The following is an 18,286-nucleotide window of genomic DNA, read 5'->3' on the forward strand; positions in this document are numbered from 1 at the left end:
AAACCCAGCTTCGGCTGGGTTTTGATAGTCTTCGACGTATTGCGCTCGAGGACTCCTCATGTCGATTGCCCTGCCCAGCACGGAATACATTGCCCGCACCGTCAAAATCGCGCTCGAAGAAGACGTCGGCACGGGCGACCTGACTGCCCAGTTGATTCCGGCTGATCGCGTTTCGAAAGCCACCGTCATCACGCGTGAGGACGCGACGCTGTGCGGCCGCGCGTGGTTCGACGAAGTGTTCCGTCAAATCGATCCCAGAGTGCAGGTTCGTTGGAACGCAGCGGACGGGGATCGCGTGCGCGCGAACCAACTGCTTTGCGAATTATCCGGCCCCTCACGCTCGCTGCTGACGGGCGAACGCTCGGCGCTCAATTTCCTGCAGTGCCTGTCTGCGGTGGCGACCGAGACGAGTCGCTATGTCGACGCACTGAAGGGCACGCAGTGCCGCGTGCTCGATACGCGCAAGACGATTCCTGGCCTGCGACTGGCGCAGAAATACGCCGTGCGATGCGCTGGCGGCACGAATCATCGCATCGGTTTGTTCGACGCCATCCTCGTGAAAGAAAATCACATCGCGGCGGCGGGCTCGATTGCGGCAGCCGTCACCGAGGCCCGCAAGGTCAACAGCAAGGTGATGGTGGAAGTCGAGGTGGAGAATCTCGATGAGCTGCAGCAGGCGCTCGCGGCGAAGGTGGATCGCATTCTGATCGACAACTTCTCCAGCGAAGACATGAAGACCGCGGTGCGCATCACCCGCGAGCACGAGAACAAAGGCATTGAACTGGAAGCGTCAGGGAATATGTCGCTGGAGACGCTGCGCACCGTGGCAGAGACCGGCGTGAACTTCATCTCGGTGGGCGGGCTCACCAAGCACGTGAGAGCCGTGGATCTGTCGATGCGCTTCGCCTAGAACGCTTCGCTGCCCGAGGCGAGCTTCATCACTCGCTGCGGCGTCGCTATGCCGTAGCCCTGGGCGTAATCCACGCCGATACTGCGGAGCATCTCGATGATCTCGACGTTCTCGGCGAACTCGGCAATCGTCTGCTTGCCGGTGAGATGACCGATTTCGTTGATGGATCGCACCATCTCGCGATCGATCGGGTCGTGCAGGATTTCCTTCACGAAGCTGCCGTCGATCTTCAGGAAGTCGACCGGAAAGTGCTTCAGGTAACCGAACGACGACAGGCCGGTGCCGAAGTCGTCGAGTGCGAAGCGGCAGCCCAGCTCCTTCAGCGCATGAATGAAGCGATTCGCCTGCGAGAAGCTTGCGATGGCCGCGGTCTCGGTGATCTCGAAGCAGATCTTCGAGGCGTCGATGCCGCTGCGATGGAAGTGATCGATGACGAACGGCAGGAATTTGTCGTCGCCCAAGCTCTGGCCCGACAGGTTGATGGAGCACAGCTCCAGCTTCTCGCGCTCGTCCGCTTCGGACACCAGCCAGCGCAGCGCGTGCTCGATCATCCAGCGGTCGATATTCGGCGTCAGGCCGTAGCGCTCGGCGGCGACGATGAACTGATCCGGCGCCACGATCTTGCCCGCCTCATCGCGCATGCGGAGCAGCAGCTCGTAGTGCAGACCGTGCGCATCCTTCTGCTGTAGCGGCTGGATGACCTGACGGAAAATCTCGAAGCGGTTGTCTTCCAGGGCGTTGTTGATGCGCGCGGCCCACTGCATTTCGCGGCGACGGCGCATCAAATCGATGTCGTTTTCCTGGAAGCTGTAGATGCGGTTGCGACCGCTTTCCTTCGCGGCGGCGCAGGCGCTATCGGCGGCGGAGATCAGGGACGCAACGTCTTCATTCTCGGGCGAGAGCGGCACGACGCCGATGCTGGCGCCGAGACGGAACGTGCGCTCTTCCCAAACGAACTTATAGTTGCGGATCGCTTCGCGAAGCATCTCGGCGTTACGCACCGCTTCTTCCAGCGAGCAGCTTTCGAGCAGCACGCCGAACTCGTCGCCACCGAGACGTGACACCGTATCGCGCCAACGAATCTTCGACTTGAGCAATGCGCCGACCTGGCCGAGCAACGCGTCACCCGCGCTATGGCCGCAGTTGTCGTTGATGATCTTGAACTGATCGAGATCGATGTGACACAGCGCGTAGGACGCTTCGCGAGCCTTGGCGCTCTTCAGCGCGCGCTCGAGCCGCGACTCGAACTCACGACGATTGACGAGACCGGTGAGAATGTCGTGGCTCGCGTGATAGGAGAGTTTGCGATTCAGCTCGCGGCTCTCGCTCACGTCATGGAACACCAGCACGCCGCCGGACACATTGCCCGCGCCATCGCGAATCGGCGAGGCGCAGCTCTCGATATAAAGCTCATTGCCGTCGCGACGGATCAGCAGCGTCGGGCGGACCGACTTGATCGCCCGCGTGCGCCGGATCGCGACCGCCAGCGGATTCTCCAGCGGCTCGCAGGTCTCTTCGTGGAAGCTGCGGTAGATCTCGTCGATGACGCGACCCTGTGCATGCTCGAGGCGCCAGCCGGTGAGCTGTTCGGCCACCGGGTTCAGATACTCGATGCGGCACTTCGAATCGGTGGTGATCACGCCGTCGCCGATGGACTGCAACGTGATCTGCGCGCTCTCCTTCTCCTTGAACAGCGCTTCTTCGTACAGCTTGCGCTCGGTGACGTCGAGGTCGACGCCGACGATGCGCCGCGCGCGACCCTGCTCATCGAGACGAGCCTTGGCGCGACTCTCCACCCACAGCCAGACGCCATCGCGATGGCGCAGCCGGTGGACGCTTTCGAACAAGGGCTCCTTGCCGGACAAGTGATCGCGCAACGCCGTGCTCACGCGCACCGTGTCATCCGGATGTAACAATTGTTGCCAGTCGACCAGCGGCTCAGCTTCGTCGTCGCTGTAGCCCAGCATGGCTTTCCAGCGCGGCGAGAACCAGGTCTTCTGAGAATCGACCTCGAAGTCCCACAAGCCGTCGTTCGCGCCATGCAACGCCAGCTCGTTGCGCTCTTCGAGCTGATGGAAGTGCCTTTGGTAGCGCAACCTTTCGATGCCGCTCGAATAACTGGAACCGAGCAGCTTGAGCATCAAGTGCAGGTTGGCATCCCACGAATCGCGCGGCAGCGTCGAGCACAGCGCGATGAACGCCTGAACGCGTCCCTGAATGGCCACGCCGACGATCAACGCGGCGCCAATATGCAAGGACGCGAGGCGCGCCCCTTCGGCCGCGAGCTCCCGCCGGGGACGCGAGGTATCGCGAATCTCGACGATGCGCAGATGACCGAGCTTGCTACGAAGATACGGCAAGCGCTCGAGCGGCTCGCCATGGAACACGATGGGATTGAAGGTCGCGAACAGGCCGCTCGCGGCAACCACGTGCTCGATGCTCTTCTGAGGTTCATCGAACGTGGCGATCACGACCGCGTCCAGGCCGGCCGATTCGCGCAGCGCCTCGAGGTTCTGCTTCAACAGCGGATCGTCGTGATCCGACGTGAGGTTCTGGAAATCGATGGACGCCTTGGTGAGCAGCACGTCCAGGCCCACCTTGGTGTTACGGCGAGGTCGTGCAGTAAACAGCGTGTCACCGCTCGGCGCGGAGATCAGCGGTCCATGCTCTGTCGGATTGCTTGCCACTTGCGGCGTGCGTCAGCAGGCGGGCGCCAAGCGGCAGTTACGCGGACTCGACAACGGGCCGCGATTCGTATCGTTCATTCAGGGCACCCTCCCGAATCGAAACTTTCTTGCGCGTCGCCGGCACTGCACTGCTGAGCGAATATGAATAGCAATGCGGCGATCATCCGATTGTGGCACAGCAAAATATGCGATGAAAAGCAGACTGCCAAGTGTCGCACCCAATTCGCGACGCCAAACAGCGACATTTCTCTGTGCAGGCCGTACGCAATCCGACGGAACCCCCGTCAGATGCCTGCCTCATTCGTGGGGCAGGGATTCCCGGATGCGAATGGGCGGCGCGTTCCTCAGGATCAGCCAGCGCACCCCGAACAAATCCACGATCCCCACCCACAATCGATTGCTCAGCCCGTACTTCGAGACCCCCCGAGTGCGCGGACGATGGCGCACGGGCACGGAGACCACGCGGGCGCCGGCTCGCTGATACAGCGCCGGCAGAAAGCGATGCATGTGGTTGAACCAGGGCAGCCGCATGAACGTGGCCCGATGCATGAGCTTGATACCGCAGCCCGTGTCGGGGGTGCCGTCGCGAAGCAGTCCGCCGCGTACTCGATTCGCCACACGCGAAGAAATCCGGCGCAACCAGGTATCTTTTCGTGTGGTGCGATTGCCCATCACGAGCCGCAGAGACTCATCGCCCGCCGTGACCGCCTTGATCAATTCGGGGATGTCGGCCGGGTCGTTCTGACCGTCGCCGTCCAGGGTCGCGATCCATTCGGCGCGGGCCGCTTCGACGCCGGTGCAGACCGCCCGGCTCTGGCCGCAGCGCTGGGAATGCTCCAGCAGACGGATTTCCGGGATGCCCTCGGCGCGCGCCGCCTGGATGGCCGCGACGGTGCCGTCGGTGCTGCCGTCGTCGACGAAAATGATCTCGAAGGGCTGATGATTGACCAGGGCGGCCTGGATTTCGCGGGCCAACGGCCCGACATTGTCAGCCTCGTTACAGACTGGGATGACGACGGAGAGTTTCATGCGCATGCGAATTATAGACCAGGCAGGTAGGACGTCTGGCCGCACAAAATCAATCGACTTATGCTGATCCCATGAACGAGCACCGGCACGAGCATGGCGATGGCCATGCGCACGATCACGGCCACAGCCACGACCATGATCACGACCACAGCGCTGGCGCCAGCGGCAAGGTCCTGGGTGTCGCCTTCGCGCTGACCGCATCGTTCATGCTGGTCGAATTTGCTGGCGGATTGCTGGCGAGGTCGCTCGCCCTGGTCGCCGACGCCGGCCACATGCTCACCGACGCAGCCGCCCTGGCGCTCGCTTGGGCGGCAGTCCGCATCGCCACGCGCCCTGCCGATGCCAAGCGCTCCTTCGGCTATCAACGCCTGCGAGTGCTCGCCACGTTCGTCAACGGCTGCGCATTGCTCTTCATCGTCGCCTGGATCGCGTTCGAGGCCATCGCGCGCCTGTTGAACCCCGTGCCCGTGAACGCAAGCGCGATCCTGTGGATCGGCACCCTCGGTTTCGCCGTCAACCTGCTCGTGTTCGCGATGCTGCGTCGGGGCGACTCGCACGACATGAACGTGTCGGCCGCCACGATGCACGTGCTCAGCGATCTGCTGGGCTCGGCCGCCGCCATCGTCGCAGCGCTGGTCATTCTGTGGACCGGCTGGATGCCGATCGACCCGCTGTTGTCGCTCTTTGTGAGCGCGTTGATCGTGAAAACCGCGATCTCGCTGGTGCGCCGGTCAGCGCACATTCTGATGGAAGGCTCGCCCGAGTGGCTGGATCAGGGCGAACTGCGTCGCACGCTCGAGCAGAAGATTCCCGCGATCCGGGACGTCCACCACGTGCACACCTGGTCGGTCGGGCCGCATGAAACGCTGCTGACCATGCACGCGCTGGTGAATGGCTCGGCGGATCAGGCGATGGTGTTGAAAGACACGAAGGCGCTGCTGGCGGAGCGCTTCGGCATCACGCACGCGACGATTCAGATCGAAGTGGAAGACTGCGTCGACAAGGATTGCGCGGAAGAGCCGCCGATCAAGCGTGCTCGCGGCTAACGCTCTTGCAACGCGCGTTCGGCGATTTTGAAAGTCTCGTGCAGACGCCGCTCTAATTCCTTCTGCGCGGCCTCCATTTCTTCTTCGGTCATTCGCTTCGGCGGAAAGTAAGGCTCGCCGATCGCGATGCGCAGGCGTGCGAAGGGAAAGGGGATCACGAACTTATCCCACGTCCTGAGCAACTTCGCGGGACTTGCCGCATAGGCAATCGGCACGACCGCCTTGCCGCTGATCTGCGCTGTGAAGATGGCTCCTGGCTTCATGACGAAACGCGGACCGCGCGGGCCATCGGGTGTGATGGTCGGCGAAATGCCTTCTTTCACGATCGCGTTGTAAACACCGCGAACCGCGCGCACGCCGGTGTAGGAGCCCGAGCCGCGAACCACGTGCGCGCCGTACATCTCGGCGAGCATGGTCGGCGCCTGGCCATCGACCGACGGTGAAATCATGAAGCCCGGCTTCATGCCTTTGATCTTGCTCGAGCAGATGAAGCGAGCGGCCATCAACAGATGCTGATGCCAGAACACCGGCACCACCGCGTCCTGCTCCTTCAGCAATGTTTCCAGCCGATCCAGGTTGACGATCTTCAGCCGGCTGGTCCGCCACAGCACTTCCAGAATCAGCGCGCCAAGATACGTGGCGAGCCGATAGACGAACATGCGCCCCGCCGTCAGCTGGCGCTGAGATTTGGTACGCGAAGGCCGCGGCGGCGGCGCACTTTCTTCTGCTGACATCCGTGCAAGTTTACCGAAAGGCTAATTGCCCTGCTGCAGCTCGGCGGTGAGCTCGATTTCCTTGCCCTCGCGCCACACTTTCAGGCGTACTGTGTCGCCCGGCTTGTAGTCATCCAGGCGTGCTGACAGCAGCGCGCCACTATCCACCTCCTTGCCGTCGACCGCGACGATCACATCGCCTGGGACAATCGTATTCCGGCGCTCGACGCGAACCCCGCGCAGCCCGGCACGCTCGCCGGTGCCTCCTTGCTGAACTCTGAGAACCGCCGCGCCTTGCACACCGAGTTGTCGCGCGACCGCGCGGCTGAGCGTCTCATCGACATCGATGCCGAGGCTCGGCGGCGCATAACGACCCGTCGCGATGAGCTCCGGCACGACACGATTGATCGTATCCACGGGCACCGCGAAACCGATGCCCGCGCTCGCGCCCGAGGGGCTGAAAATCGCGGTGTTCATGCCGATCAACCGACCGGCGCTATCGAGCAGCGGACCGCCCGAGTTGCCTGGATTGATGGCGGCATCGGTCTGGATGAGATGTTGAATGACGCGGCCATCCTCTTCGCTGAGCGAACGATCCAACGCCGAGACGATGCCCGTCGTCAGCGTCCAGTCGAGCCCGAATGGATTGCCGATCGCGAAGACCGACTGCCCGACCTGGACATCGCCGCTGCTGCCCACGGGAATCGGCGCTGGCGCCTCCTTGGCCGCGGCAATCTTCAGGACCGCGATGTCATGCGCCTCGCTGCCGCCGACGAAAGTCGCTTCGAAATCGCGACCATCCGCGAGCTTCACGGTCGCACTGCTGCCGCCCTGGATCACATGCAGATTCGTGACGACATGGCCGTGCTCATCCCAAATGAAACCCGAGCCGGTGCCGCGCGGCACAGTCATGACATTGCGCGTCCAGTAGTCGAGCACGCGCTCCTGGGTCGAGATGAAGACCACCGAGCCCTTGGCCGCTTCGAACAAACCGATGATGGCTCGTTCGTTCGACATGAGCTCGGGCCGGGGCACGACAGGTCGAGGGGCGGCATCCGCGGTGACTCTGCGGACCGTGTCGGTGCCCAGGTACCACGCGCCATACGCCGCCAGTGCGAGCACGATGAGCCGGGCGACATTCCGCCAACGCGAGCGCTCGGAAGCTTGCAACGTCATGGGGCGTAAGTGCTTGATGGGAAACGGTGTCGACTCGCGGAATCGAACCGCAGGTTAGCACAGGAGAGTCACGGAAAAGTCACGGCTTCCCGCCCCGACGGCCGCTTCGACGAAGCCGCTGCCGAGACCGTCCGTTAACAAATCCGACACCCACGTTATGTGACCAAAATTGCGATTTCTTATTGAGAAGACGCTAAATTGACCTGCACAAAAGAACAGGCTTGCTTCCCCCTGCACGGAAGAGCTGTCAACGGAGTGGACGGGATGAGGATTTCGCTGTCGCTGCTCGAGGTGCCGAATCAGTCGGGCCGCCTTTCATCAATGGAAGGACTGCGCGCCTACGCGGCCGGCGTCGTGTTCCTGCTCCACGTTGCGCTGCTTGCACCGCCGGAGTTGCGCGACACCTTCGCCGTCCAATGGCTTGCGTACGGGCATCACGGCGTCGACATATTCTTCTTGCTGAGCGGCTATCTCATCGCAGGGATGGTCCGGAAATCGGATTTCCGATACTGGAGCTATCTCGGGCATCGCGTCGCGCGTATCTATCCCGCCCTGCTTGCGATGCTGTTGTTGTGCTCGTTGGGCCTGTTTGTATTGCGAGGCGAAGTCATCAGCCCGCTGAGGTTCGTGCAGAACGTTTTCCTGTTGAATGGCATCTTCCCGCTCAACATCAAACCGATCGACTACGTGACATGGTCGGTGTTCTTCGAGTTCGCGTTCTATGCCGTGTTCCCGTTGTTGTATCGCGCGCTCGGCTTACGATGGGCGCTGCTTGCTGCACTGGTGATCATTGCGTGCGTGTACGATTTCGATTCCCGATACAGCAGATTCGCGATGTTTCTTTTCGGTGTGTGGCTGCGCTTTCATCCTGAACGCACGCTGCGCATCCCGACGCCGGTCGTGATCGCGCTCTACCTGGCCTTCACGACACTCACCATCGGCGTACACCACGAGATGCCGACGTGGGCTTACGTTGCCGGGTTCGGTGTCGTCAGCTACCTGTTAGTCGATAACACCTTGCACGCTGGCGGCGCCTTGAGCCGCCTGTTTACGTGGCGCCCGCTGCGGCTGATCGGAAACATTTCGTACAGCTTCTACCTGCTGCACCCAACGGCGCTGCTGATTGCACGAATGCTCATCGCTCCCCTGCACCTGGAAGGTTGGAGCTGGCTCTTGGCCCTCGCCGTTATCGGCTTTGCACTGAGCATGGCGATGGCCTCGGTAAGCTTCGTGCTGCTCGAGCGCCCTTACTTCCTACTGCGGAAGAACGCGAGCAGGAGCACTGCCGACCGATCCGGAACTGCGCTTGGAGGCGCCACGTCGGCGGAAGGCTAAAGCCGGCGCGCACTCCGGGGCTAAGCTATTGACGGTGCTTAGAAATGGAGTGGTGCCGACTCGCGGAATCGAACCGCGGACCCACGCATTACGAATGCGTTGCTCTACCAGCTGAGCTAAGTCGGCACCGAAGAACCGATGCGGCACCGGGGAGCCCCGGTGCGGCGGGGTGCGAAGTATAGGGGAAGAAGTTGCGAGCGAACAGGCGCTGCAACGAACTTGCCGAGTCAGGCCGACGGCGTCTCGACCGGCCGCTTCTTGCGCAGCCGGATCACGACCTCGATGGCCTCGGCTTCCATGCCCTCGGGCAATGTCGGGAAACGACTGAAGGCGATGTCGTTCGGGTCGATATCCCGCAGCTCGCCGGTTTCCAGGTCATGGAAGTGGTGATGGGGCACGATGGTCGAGTCATACACCGAGCGCTCCGGATCCAGGTGGATCTGGCGCACCAGGCCGCGCTGGGCCAGCACTTTGAGGGTGTTGTAGACCGTGGCCTTGGAGACACGCTCGCCAGCCCGGCGGATCTCCGCCAGGATCTGCTCGGCCGTCATATGGGTCGGCGCCGCCATCAGGATCTCGGCGACTCGCACGCGCTGATGGGTTGGCTTGAGGCCATGCAGATGCAGCTGCTCGATGATCCGATCGCGCGTCGGACCCTCGGCGCTGACCGCGGGGCCCTGCTGAGGGCTGTACTCGGAAGTCACTTAGGAACCCGCCACTGAAAAATCCGGGCAAATACCCAGGGCAATCAACTTGGGACCGAGCATACCTCGGCATGCGCTTGGAGGCGAGAAACTAGGTAGAAAAGCCTCGAAATCGACATTTGGGGGCTGAGGCGGGCCGCTATGGTGGCCGCCCTTGCAGCGAAGGATCGCGCCCATGTCTCCCGCCTGTCCGCCCCTCCCCACCCGCCCGGCGGGATTCAGTCTGCTGGAACTGCTGACCACCCTCTCGATCGCCGGAATTCTGCTGGGGCTGGCGGCCCCTTCCTTCCGCGGATTGATGCTCGACTCGCAGCGAACCGTAGTGGTGAATTCGTTCGTCCACGACGTCTACCTGGCTCGAAGCACCGCGGCCACACAGTGGCGCGAGGTCGCCATCTGCCGCTCGACGGACGGCGACACTTGCAGTCACGGCACCGCGAACTGGCAGGAAGGCTGGATCGTGTTCGTGAATTCCGATCGGGACGAGCCGCCGCTGCGTGACCCGAACGAACGGATTCTCTCCGTTCAAGCGCCCTGGCGCGAAGGAACGGTGACGGCGAACCGGCGCAGCTTTTCATTCACTCCCTATCAATACGCCGTCAACGGCACGCTGGTGTTCTGCGACCGTCGCGGCCCGGCGCACGCACGCGCCATCATCATCAACATCCTCGGCCGTCCGCGCTTGGCGACACGAGACGCCAACAATCGCCCTTTACGGTGCCCGAACGGATAGCCATCATGCTCGCGTATGGGAGGACCAATTACGCCCTTGCGCGGCGCTCACCGCGAGCGCGGCTTCAACATCGTCGAGATTCTTGCCGCCTTGTTGGTCATGGCTGTGGCCATCGTCGGCATTGCGGCGCTCTACTCGGATCAAACTCACATTCCGGCGGACGCGCGCTTGCCGCTGCGAGCCGCGGAGCTTGCTGAGCAAATGGCCGATCGCATTCGCGCGACTGCCGAAGGGCGAGACGGCTTTGCGACGACGGTCGGCGTGATCTGCAACGACAAGGCGAAGACTCGAACGCCACAGGACAAGGCCGCGCAGATCGCAGCGTGTTGGGAAGACGAGGTCGAAAGCTCATTGCCCAGTGGCCTGGGCTCGATCTCACGCGATACGTCGATGACGCCAGCGAGCTATGTCGTCGCCGTGAGCTGGTCCGCGCCCGGCACGGGCGCCGCGTCGTATGTGACGCGGGTGGAAATCAGATAGCGGGCCGCTGCTTTTCTCTCAGCTCTCTTGGGAGGCTGAACACGACATTCTCCACTTGCCCTTGCAGGTTCTCGGGCAATTGTCCGCCCCACTCTCTCAACCGCGCGACCACGCGTTCGACGAGCACTTCCGGCGCCGAGGCACCCGCAGTCACACCTGCGACGCGCTTGCCCTCAAACCACTCGCGCTGCATGTCTTCCGGACCATCGATCAAATAGCCGGGAATGCCCGCCTTCTCTGCGATTTCGCGCAGGCGATTCGAGTTCGAGCTGCTCGGCGAGCCCACCACCAGGATGATGTCGCAACGCTCGACCAGGCGCTTCACCGCGTCCTGACGATTCTGCGTCGCGTAGCAAATATCTTCCTTGCGCGGCGTCGTGAGCGTCGGGAAGCGACGGCGCAGCGCATCGACCACTTTCTGCGTATCGTCGACCGACAACGTCGTCTGCGTCACGAATGCGAGGCGCGCCGCGTCCTTGATCTCGAGCCGATCCACATCCTCCGGTGTCTCGACCAACACGATGCGACCGCCGTACTGCGTATCGAACTGCCCCATCGTGCCTTCGACTTCAGGATGGCCCTCGTGACCGATGAGGATCACCTCACGGCCTTCGCGCGCATAGCGTGAGACCTCCATGTGAACCTTGGTCACCAACGGACACGTCGCATCGAACACCTTCAGATCGCGACGACGCGCTTCTTCCTGAACCGCACGCGCCACGCCATGCGCGCTGAAGATCACTGTCGCATCGTCCGGCACTTCATCGAGCTCCTCGACGAACACCGCCCCCAGGCTGCGCAAACGTTCGACCACGTAGCGGTTGTGAACCACTTCGTGCCGCACATAGATCGGAGCGCCGAACAACTCGATCGCACGCTCGACGATGTCGATCGCCCGATCGACACCGGCACAGAATCCGCGAGGGTTGGCGAGAAGAATCTGCATCGTCACTTGCTCGGTGTTTGCGAAGTACTGTCGGCAGGACGACGGTCCTGCCCGCTTTCGAGGAACGCATCGATGAGCAGGCAAGCGGCGCCGATGGAGATCGCGGTGTCCGCGATATTGAACGCCGGGAAATCCCAGGTGCGCCAGTTGAAATAGATGAAGTCGACGACGTAACCGTGCATCACGCGATCGATCACATTGCCGAGCGCGCCGCCGAGCACCAGCGACAGTCCGATCGCCAGAATCGTCTGATCCGAGCGGATGCGCCGCAGCCAGATCATCAACGTCAGGCTCACCACCACCGCGAGCGTGATGAAGAACCATCGCTGCCATCCCGAAGCCTGCGCCAGGATGCTGAACGCCGCGCCGGTGTTCTCCAGGTACACGATATCGAGGATGGGCAGCAGCGAAATGCTGTCCTGGAATTTCACGGTGCTGATGACCAGCGCCTTGGTCGCCTGGTCGAGGATCACCACGAAAAAGGACAGCCACAGCCAGTTGCTGCCGCCGCGCGTGGGCGTGAACCAGACTTTCGCCAGAGGGTTGGTCATTGCATCGACCTCAAGTAAAGCGTCGCTGTTCGCCGGGCCCGTCTACGTTGGTCACGCAGCGGCCACAAAGTTCCGGATGATTGGGGTGCTGCCCCACATCCGGACGCTTGTGCCAGCAGCGCACGCACTTGGTCGCTGTCGTCGGCTTCACCGCGATCCAGGTCGTATTGCTTTCGCCCTCCACCGCGGCAACCGCATCGGCCGGCCGGCTGTCGGCAGAATGCACCCGCGCAGCTGAAGTGATGAACACGAAACGAAGTTCCTCGCCGAACGACTGCAACGTCTCGAGCAACGGCGCCTTCGTATAGACATCCACTTCCGCATCCAGCGGCGCACCGATCGAGCCCGCGTTACGCAGCTTCTCGAGCTCCCGCGAGATGGCGCTACGAACATCGAGGATCGCATCCCAATCGATCGAGGGCCGCTGCGTCAGCTCCTTCGGGAACTCGAAGAAGGTGTTGAAGAACACCGACTCGCTGCGGGCGCCGGGCATGTAACGCCAGATCTCCTCGGCCGTGAACGACAGGATGGGCGCGAGCCAGCGCGACAGCGCTTCGGCGATATAAAACATCGCCGTCTGCGCCGAGCGGCGCGGCAGGCTCTTCTTGCCGGTCGTGTAGACGCGATCCTTGGTGATGTCGAGATAGAAACCACCCAGGTCGACGCTGCAGAAGTTGTGCACCTTCTGATAGATGAGGTGGAACTGATAGCTGCGATACGCCGCGATCACTTCCTCCTGCAACTGATGCGTGCGCCACACGGCCCAGCGATCGACCGCGACCATATCCGACACCGGCACTTTGTCGGTCGCCGGATCGAAGCCGTCGAGATTGCCGAGCAGGAAGCGCGCGGTGTTACGGATGCGCCGGTACGACTCGGCGACTCGTTTCAAGATTTCATCCGACAGCGCCATTTCGTTGGCGTAGTCGGTGGCCGCGATCCACAAGCGCAGCACGTCGGCGCCGAGGGTGCCGATGACCTTCTGCGGTACGACGACGTTGCCGAGCGACTTGGACATCTTGCGACCCTTGTCGTCGATCGTGAAGCCGTGCGTGAGCACCGCTTTGTACGGTGCGCGATCGTGCTGAGCGATCGAAGTCAAAAGCGAGCTATGAAACCAGCCGCGATGCTGATCCGAGCCTTCGAGATACAAGTCCGCGGGATCTTTCACGTCCGGATGCATCTTAGGCACGCAGTGGTGAGCACTGCCCGAGTCGAACCACACGTCCATGATGTCGGGCACTTTCTCGTATTCCGCCGCCTCGCCGCCGAGCAGCGCCGCCGGATCGAGATCGAACCACGCATCGATCCCGCCCTCTTCCACGAGCTTCGCCACGTCTTCGAGCAACTCCACGGTCCGTGGATGCAGCTCGCCCGTCGCCTTGTGAGTGAACAAAGCAAGCGGCACGCCCCACGCGCGCTGACGGGAGATACACCAGTCCGGACGATCGGCGATCATGCTGTTGATGCGGTTCTCACCCCAGCCCGGCACCCACTTCACTTTCGCGATCTCGCGCAGCGCGCCCTTGCGCAGCCCCGCCTGCTCCATGCTGATGAACCACTGCGCGGTCGCGCGATAGATCACCGGCGTCTTGTGACGCCAGCAGTGCGCATAGCGGTGATTGAGCTTGGTCTCGTGCAACAGAGCGCCGCGCTCCTTGAGCACTTCGATCACATGTTTGTTCGCATCGAACACCCGCTCGCCTTCGAAGATCGGCGTGCCGGCGACGAAGCGGCCATCGCTGCCGACCGGGTTGTAGACCTCGAGCTTGTACTTCAAGCCCACTTCGAAGTCTTCCGCACCGTGGCCAGGAGCCGTGTGCACGGCGCCCGTACCATCGTCGATCGTGACGTGATCGCCGAGGACGACCGGCACGACGCGCTCGTAGAACGGATGCTGCAGCTTCACGCCTTCGAGCTTCGCGCCGTCGACTTCGGCGAGGCGCGTGACATTCTCGACGCCCGCCCGCTTCGTCACTGCATCGACGAGCGCGCTCGCCAGCACCAACAATTCGGTGCCGGTGTCGACCAGCGTGTAACGAAGCTCCGGCCCCAGCGCGACGGCTTGGTTGGCGGGCAGCGTCCATGGCGTGGTGGTCCAGATGATCACGCTCGCGGGCGACTTCGACGCGGGCACGCCGAAGCGCTTCGCGAGGTCGCCAGCGTCCTTGACCGCGAAACGCACATCGATGGCCGGCGATACTTTGTCTTCGTACTCGACTTCCGCTTCGGCGAGCGCCGAGCGACAGTCGAGACACCAGTGCACCGGCTTCAAGCCTTTGTAGACGTGACCGTTGCGCAGGATCTCGGCGAACGAGCGCAGCTGTTCGGCCTCGTACTTCGGCGCCATCGTGATGTACGGACGATCCCAGTCGCCCATCACGCCCAGGCGCTTGAAGTCCTCACGCTGGCCGTTGATCTGTGACTGCGCAAATTCGCGGCATGCCTGACGGAACGCGCGAGGATCGAGCGACTTCACTTCCTTGCCGCGCGTCTTCTCGATCTGATGTTCGATCGGCAGACCGTGACAATCCCAGCCGGGCACGTAGGGGGCGTCGAAGCCATCCATCGAGCGTGACTTGACGACGATGTCCTTCAACACCTTGTTGATGGCGTGACCGAGGTGAATCGCGCCGTTCGCGTACGGCGGGCCGTCCTGGAGAATGAACGTCGGCCGGCCCTTCGCGATCTCGCGCAGCTTCTGATACGTCTGGGTTTCTTCCCAACGCTTGAGAATGTCCGGCTCGCGACGGGCCAAATCGGCCTTCATCGGGAAGTCGGTCTGGGGCAGGTTGATGGTTTGCTTATAGTCCATACTCGATTCACGAACCCAATATCTGCCGCGCCTGCGCGGCGTCTCGATTCATCTGCTCGATCAAAGCGTCCATATCGGCGAACCAGCGCTCCGCGCGCAGGTAGGCAACGAAGTCGACGTGCACGTGCTGACGATACAAGTCGCCCTCGAAGTCGAACACGTGCGCTTCAAGTAGCAGCTCCTTGCCGTTCACCGCCGGGCGCGTGCCGAGGCTCGCGACACCCGGCGCGTCTTTCAGTCCAGCGCCCGTCACTCGAATCGCGAATATCCCGGCCAGCGGCGTCGCGCGCCGATGCAAGCGCAGATTCGCGGTCGGAAAGCCGAGCTTGCGGCCGAGCTTCTCGCCATGAATCACCTTGCCGGTCATCCGGTAGGGACGACCGAGCAGCTTCGCCGCCTTCGCCATGTCGCCGACCGCCAGCGCCTCACGGATTCCGGAGCTGCTGACGCGCTCGCCGTCGATCTCGAACGGCGGCACCTCGGTAACCTCGAAGCCCGCCGCCGCTCCGAGCGAGCGCAAGCAGGCGATGTCGCCCTGGTTGTCGCGGCCGAAGCGGAAATCGTGCCCTACCACGATGTGGCGGACGCCGAGCGCTTTTACCAGTACCTCGTTCACGAACTCTTCGCGGCCGAGCCGGCGCATGCGCTCGTTGAAACGCAGGCAGACGAAACGGTCGACCCCATAGCGCTCGAGCGCCTCGAACTTCTCGCGAAACCGGGTCAGCCGGGCCGGCGGCGTGCCTTTGGCGAAAAACTCGCGCGGCGTCGGCTCGAACGACATCAAGGCCGCCGGCAAGCCGTGCTGCGCGGCGCGCTCGCGCAGCACGCGGATCATCTCCTGGTGCCCGACGTGGATGCCATCGAACGCCCCGATCGTCAGCACGCAGCCCCGCTGCCCGGCACGCAGGTTATAAAGGCCCCGAATGAGCTCCACCGCGGCCCTCGTGCTCCGCAAGTCCAAGATTAAGGTGAACCGACGAGTCTACTTGAAGTGGAGTCGATTATAGGGAACTCGCGGGCGACTGCAGTCGGAACTGGCCGGCGCGTACGCCCATCGCCCACAACGCCGCGAAATAAACCCCGATTCCGCCGACGACCAGTCCGGCCAGCCAGACCACGCGCTGGAGCGTCGGGGTGACCAGCCAGGTCGTGATATCGCCGCCGAACCACCACAGGAAGGCCGCCATGAGCACGCTCGCGACCGCGATCCGGATCAAGAGCCCCCGCATGGCCTGGCCGCGCCGGAGCACCTGGCTGCGCAACAGCCCGAGGTAGAGCAAGCCGGCATTCATGATGGCGCCGACGCCATTGGTCAGGGCGAGCAGCGTGTGCGCGCCGGGGGTCTTGAGGTTTCCGGTGAGCCACAGCGCCACCACCACGATTACGTTCAGGACCATGGTCACGCCGAGCGCTCGCATGGCGACCTTCACCGGACCTTTGGTGTTTTGCTGGGCGTAATAGCCGGTCGCGAGCACCTTGATCATGCTCCAACCCAGCAGCGCCAGGGAGAACGCCATCAGCGCCATTCGCGTCATCGCGACGTCGGTCGCCTTGAACTGGCCATAGTGCAGCAGCGCGACGGTCAACGGCCCCGACATCGCGAACATCGCGACGGACGCCGGGATCACGATGAGACATACGAGGCGCACCGCCCAGGCGAGCGTCGCCGAAAACTCATCCGGCGACTTGCGCGCGTGCTGCGAGGACAGGCTCGGCAGGATCACGGTGGCGAGCGCAATGCTGAACACGCCGAGCGGAAACTCGACCAGCCGGTCCGCGTAGTACAGCCAGGTCATGCTGCCATCGGCAAGTAAGGACGCGATGCCCGAGCTGATCATCACGCTGAGCTGCCCCATGGACGAGCCGATGATGGCCGGGCCCATGAGCCTGGCAATGCGCTTCACCGCCTCGTGCTGCCAATTCCAGTGCGGTCGACGGATGACGCCGAGCTTGATCAACGCCGGGATTTGAATGATCAGCTGGATCACGCCGCCGACGAACACACCGACGGCGAGCGCCACGACCGGCTGCTCGAAATACGGCGATACGTAGGCCGCGAACACGATCAAAACGATGTTCAGCACGACCGACGTGAATGCCGGCAGCGCGAACTGTTGATAACTGTTGAGCACGCCGCCGGCGAGCGCGGTCAGCGAGACGAACAACAGATAAGGAAACGTCCAGCGGAGCATTTCCACGGCGAGCCCGAACTGCCCTACCTCTTTCGAGGCGAAGCCAGGCGCGCAGATCGTCACGACGATCGGCGCGGCGATCACGCCGATCACGGAAACGACGGCGAGAAACGCGCCCAGCGTGCCGGAGACGGAATCGACCAGCTCGCGCACGTCTTCTTTGGAGCGATTGGCCTTGTACTCTGCGACCACCGGCACGAACGCCTGCGAGAACGCGCCTTCGGCAAACAATCGTCGCAGCAGGTTGGGGATCTGGTTCGCGAGGACGTACACCTCCAGATACACCGCCGGGATCATCACGGCCTGGACGACGTCGCGCACCAGCCCCGTGATCCGGGACAGCAGCGTGGTGATTCCGACGATGGCGGTGCTACGAAAAAAGCCGCGGCTCATGGCTGGCCGGGCTCGAGCGGGGTGAACTGGGCTGAGGTCATGGGGCGGCAATGGTAGTGAAGAAGCGGACTGGCTGACCAACTATCGCCTTTTCGCACCGGATTATGGCCGCGCGCCGGCGATTTCCCGGCGGGCGGCTGACGAAATTGGCTATTTTCCGGGCGGACCGCTACTTTGCCCTTGCCTTACGGCTGATCGGCCGGCAGAATTCGCGGCCTCTTTTTTGGAGCCTTCACGACCGTGGCCAATATCAAGTCCGCCGAAAAGCGCGCCCGCCAGACCGTCAAGCGCCGTGCCCGTAACGTGGCTGGCCGCTCGAAGCTGCGTACTGCCATCAAGGGCGTCGTGAATGCGGTGGAAGCCGGCGACAAGGAAACCGCCGTTGCCAAGCTCAAGGCCGCCGGCCCGATCATCGATTCGGCCGTGAACAAGGGCCTGATCCATCGCAACAAGGCTTCTCGCCATAAGAGCGCCCTGAATGCGCGCGTGAAGGAACTGTCGGCCGGCTGAGCCGACTGCTGGATTCGAATAAAAAAGCCGGGCAATGCCCGGCTTTTTTATTTCGGCCTCCATCTG

At 62.8% G+C, this 18,286-nt stretch carries 16 protein-coding genes and 1 tRNA gene; 6 read left to right on the plus strand and 11 right to left on the minus strand.

Translation table 11 applies throughout. The features are described from left to right. The first annotated feature begins 58 nt into the window (after nt 1-58). Complete coding sequence (gene nadC / locus GYH35_RS29805) at nt 59-910, plus strand: carboxylating nicotinate-nucleotide diphosphorylase (RefSeq protein ID WP_161830305.1); 852 nt, start codon at nt 59-61, stop codon at nt 908-910. Here the strand turns inward: nadC and GYH35_RS29810 are convergent. Both GYH35_RS29810 and GYH35_RS29815 read right to left on the minus strand, forming a co-directional pair. Continuing rightward, the gene (locus GYH35_RS29810) at nt 907-3,597 is read right to left on the minus strand and encodes an EAL domain-containing protein (protein WP_161816206.1); all 2,691 of its coding nucleotides are present in this window, start codon (nt 3,595-3,597) and stop codon (nt 907-909) included. The two genes, nadC and GYH35_RS29810, sit on opposite strands and share 4 nt — an antisense overlap. 297 nt (nt 3,598-3,894) lie before the next feature. Then, complete coding sequence (locus GYH35_RS29815; RefSeq protein ID WP_161816207.1) at nt 3,895-4,632, minus strand: glycosyltransferase family 2 protein; 738 nt, start codon at nt 4,630-4,632, stop codon at nt 3,895-3,897. A gap of 65 nt (nt 4,633-4,697) precedes the next feature. Here GYH35_RS29815 and GYH35_RS29820 point away from each other — a divergent pair, with 65 nt between their 5' ends. After that, nucleotides 4,698-5,672: a cation diffusion facilitator family transporter gene (locus GYH35_RS29820; protein ID WP_161830306.1), complete on the plus strand. Its 975-nt coding sequence runs from the start codon at nt 4,698-4,700 to the stop codon at nt 5,670-5,672. Here GYH35_RS29820 and GYH35_RS29825 read toward each other — a convergent pair. Both GYH35_RS29825 and GYH35_RS29830 read right to left on the minus strand, forming a co-directional pair. Then, on the minus strand, nt 5,669-6,406 hold the full coding sequence (locus GYH35_RS29825; RefSeq protein WP_161830307.1) for a lysophospholipid acyltransferase family protein: 738 nt from the start codon (nt 6,404-6,406) through the stop codon (nt 5,669-5,671). The two genes, GYH35_RS29820 and GYH35_RS29825, sit on opposite strands and share 4 nt — an antisense overlap. 21 nt (nt 6,407-6,427) lie before the next feature. Beyond that, nucleotides 6,428-7,561 carry a S1C family serine protease gene (locus GYH35_RS29830; RefSeq protein WP_161830308.1) on the minus strand — a complete coding sequence of 378 codons (1,134 nt, stop codon included), beginning with the start codon at nt 7,559-7,561 and terminating at the stop codon, nt 6,428-6,430. A gap of 264 nt (nt 7,562-7,825) precedes the next feature. Here GYH35_RS29830 and GYH35_RS29835 point away from each other — a divergent pair, with 264 nt between their 5' ends. Continuing rightward, on the plus strand, nt 7,826-8,896 hold the full coding sequence (locus GYH35_RS29835; protein WP_161830309.1) for an acyltransferase family protein: 1,071 nt from the start codon (nt 7,826-7,828) through the stop codon (nt 8,894-8,896). A gap of 50 nt (nt 8,897-8,946) precedes the next feature. On the opposite strand, the gene GYH35_RS29840 is transcribed toward GYH35_RS29835, so the two are convergent. Both GYH35_RS29840 and GYH35_RS29845 read right to left on the minus strand, forming a co-directional pair. Further along, nucleotides 8,947-9,022, minus strand: a tRNA-Thr gene (locus tag GYH35_RS29840). Nucleotides 9,023-9,123: 101 nt separating this feature from the next. After that, nucleotides 9,124-9,600, minus strand: coding sequence for a Fur family transcriptional regulator (locus GYH35_RS29845; protein ID WP_161816212.1), 477 nt, complete (start codon nt 9,598-9,600; stop codon nt 9,124-9,126). 175 nt (nt 9,601-9,775) lie between these two features. Between GYH35_RS29845 and GYH35_RS29850 the strand changes: the two genes are divergently transcribed. Both GYH35_RS29850 and GYH35_RS29855 read left to right on the plus strand, forming a co-directional pair. Next, entirely contained in the window at nt 9,776-10,333 is a 558-nt protein-coding gene (locus GYH35_RS29850) for a GspH/FimT family pseudopilin (protein WP_161816271.1), read from the plus strand. A gap of 36 nt (nt 10,334-10,369) precedes the next feature. Further along, nucleotides 10,370-10,813, plus strand: a complete 444-nt coding sequence (locus GYH35_RS29855) for a type IV pilus modification PilV family protein (protein ID WP_161816213.1) — start codon at nt 10,370-10,372, stop codon at nt 10,811-10,813. On the opposite strand, the gene ispH is transcribed toward GYH35_RS29855, so the two are convergent. From ispH to murJ, 5 genes are all read right to left on the minus strand, one after another. Beyond that, complete coding sequence (gene ispH, locus GYH35_RS29860; RefSeq protein ID WP_161816214.1) at nt 10,806-11,759, minus strand: 4-hydroxy-3-methylbut-2-enyl diphosphate reductase; 954 nt, start codon at nt 11,757-11,759, stop codon at nt 10,806-10,808. The genes GYH35_RS29855 and ispH overlap by 8 nt on opposite strands. 2 nt (nt 11,760-11,761) lie before the next feature. After that, nucleotides 11,762-12,310: a signal peptidase II gene (gene lspA, locus GYH35_RS29865; RefSeq protein ID WP_161816215.1), complete on the minus strand. Its 549-nt coding sequence runs from the start codon at nt 12,308-12,310 to the stop codon at nt 11,762-11,764. A 10-nt stretch (nt 12,311-12,320) separates the two neighbouring features. Beyond that, nucleotides 12,321-15,125, minus strand: a complete 2,805-nt coding sequence (gene ileS, locus GYH35_RS29870; RefSeq protein ID WP_161816216.1) for an isoleucine--tRNA ligase — start codon at nt 15,123-15,125, stop codon at nt 12,321-12,323. Nucleotides 15,126-15,132: 7 nt separating this feature from the next. Further along, nucleotides 15,133-16,059, minus strand: a complete 927-nt coding sequence (locus tag GYH35_RS29875) for a bifunctional riboflavin kinase/FAD synthetase (protein WP_161816217.1) — start codon at nt 16,057-16,059, stop codon at nt 15,133-15,135. A gap of 67 nt (nt 16,060-16,126) precedes the next feature. Then, nucleotides 16,127-17,710, minus strand: coding sequence for a murein biosynthesis integral membrane protein MurJ (gene murJ / locus GYH35_RS29880; RefSeq protein ID WP_161816218.1), 1,584 nt, complete (start codon nt 17,708-17,710; stop codon nt 16,127-16,129). Between the two features lie 240 nt (nt 17,711-17,950). Between murJ and rpsT the strand changes: the two genes are divergently transcribed. Continuing rightward, the gene (gene rpsT, locus GYH35_RS29885) at nt 17,951-18,220 is read left to right on the plus strand and encodes a 30S ribosomal protein S20 (protein WP_161816219.1); all 270 of its coding nucleotides are present in this window, start codon (nt 17,951-17,953) and stop codon (nt 18,218-18,220) included. The last annotated feature ends 66 nt before the right edge of the window (nt 18,221-18,286 follow it).

The organism is Steroidobacter agaridevorans, from assembly GCF_009932555.1.
Lineage (GTDB): Bacteria > Pseudomonadota > Gammaproteobacteria > Steroidobacterales > Steroidobacteraceae > Steroidobacter > Steroidobacter agaridevorans.

Bases quoted from the DNA above. Each gene is read 5' to 3' on its own strand.
- GYH35_RS29830 (WP_161830308.1), bottom strand. From the start codon at position 7,561: ATGACGTTGCAAGCTTCCGAGCGCTCGCGTTGGCGGAATGTCGCCCGG.
- murJ (WP_161816218.1), bottom strand. From the start codon at position 17,710: ATGAGCCGCGGCTTTTTTCGTAGCACCGCCATCGTCGGAATCACCACG.
- ileS (WP_161816216.1), bottom strand. From the start codon at position 15,125: ATGGACTATAAGCAAACCATCAACCTGCCCCAGACCGACTTCCCGATG.
- ispH (WP_161816214.1), bottom strand. From the start codon at position 11,759: ATGCAGATTCTTCTCGCCAACCCTCGCGGATTCTGTGCCGGTGTCGAT.
- GYH35_RS29825 (WP_161830307.1), bottom strand. From the start codon at position 6,406: ATGTCAGCAGAAGAAAGTGCGCCGCCGCCGCGGCCTTCGCGTACCAAA.
- GYH35_RS29835 (WP_161830309.1), top strand. From the start codon at position 7,826: ATGAGGATTTCGCTGTCGCTGCTCGAGGTGCCGAATCAGTCGGGCCGC.
- GYH35_RS29850 (WP_161816271.1), top strand. From the start codon at position 9,776: ATGTCTCCCGCCTGTCCGCCCCTCCCCACCCGCCCGGCGGGATTCAGT.
- GYH35_RS29815 (WP_161816207.1), bottom strand. From the start codon at position 4,632: ATGCGCATGAAACTCTCCGTCGTCATCCCAGTCTGTAACGAGGCTGAC.
- GYH35_RS29820 (WP_161830306.1), top strand. From the start codon at position 4,698: ATGAACGAGCACCGGCACGAGCATGGCGATGGCCATGCGCACGATCAC.
- lspA (WP_161816215.1), bottom strand. From the start codon at position 12,310: ATGACCAACCCTCTGGCGAAAGTCTGGTTCACGCCCACGCGCGGCGGC.
- nadC (WP_161830305.1), top strand. From the start codon at position 59: ATGTCGATTGCCCTGCCCAGCACGGAATACATTGCCCGCACCGTCAAA.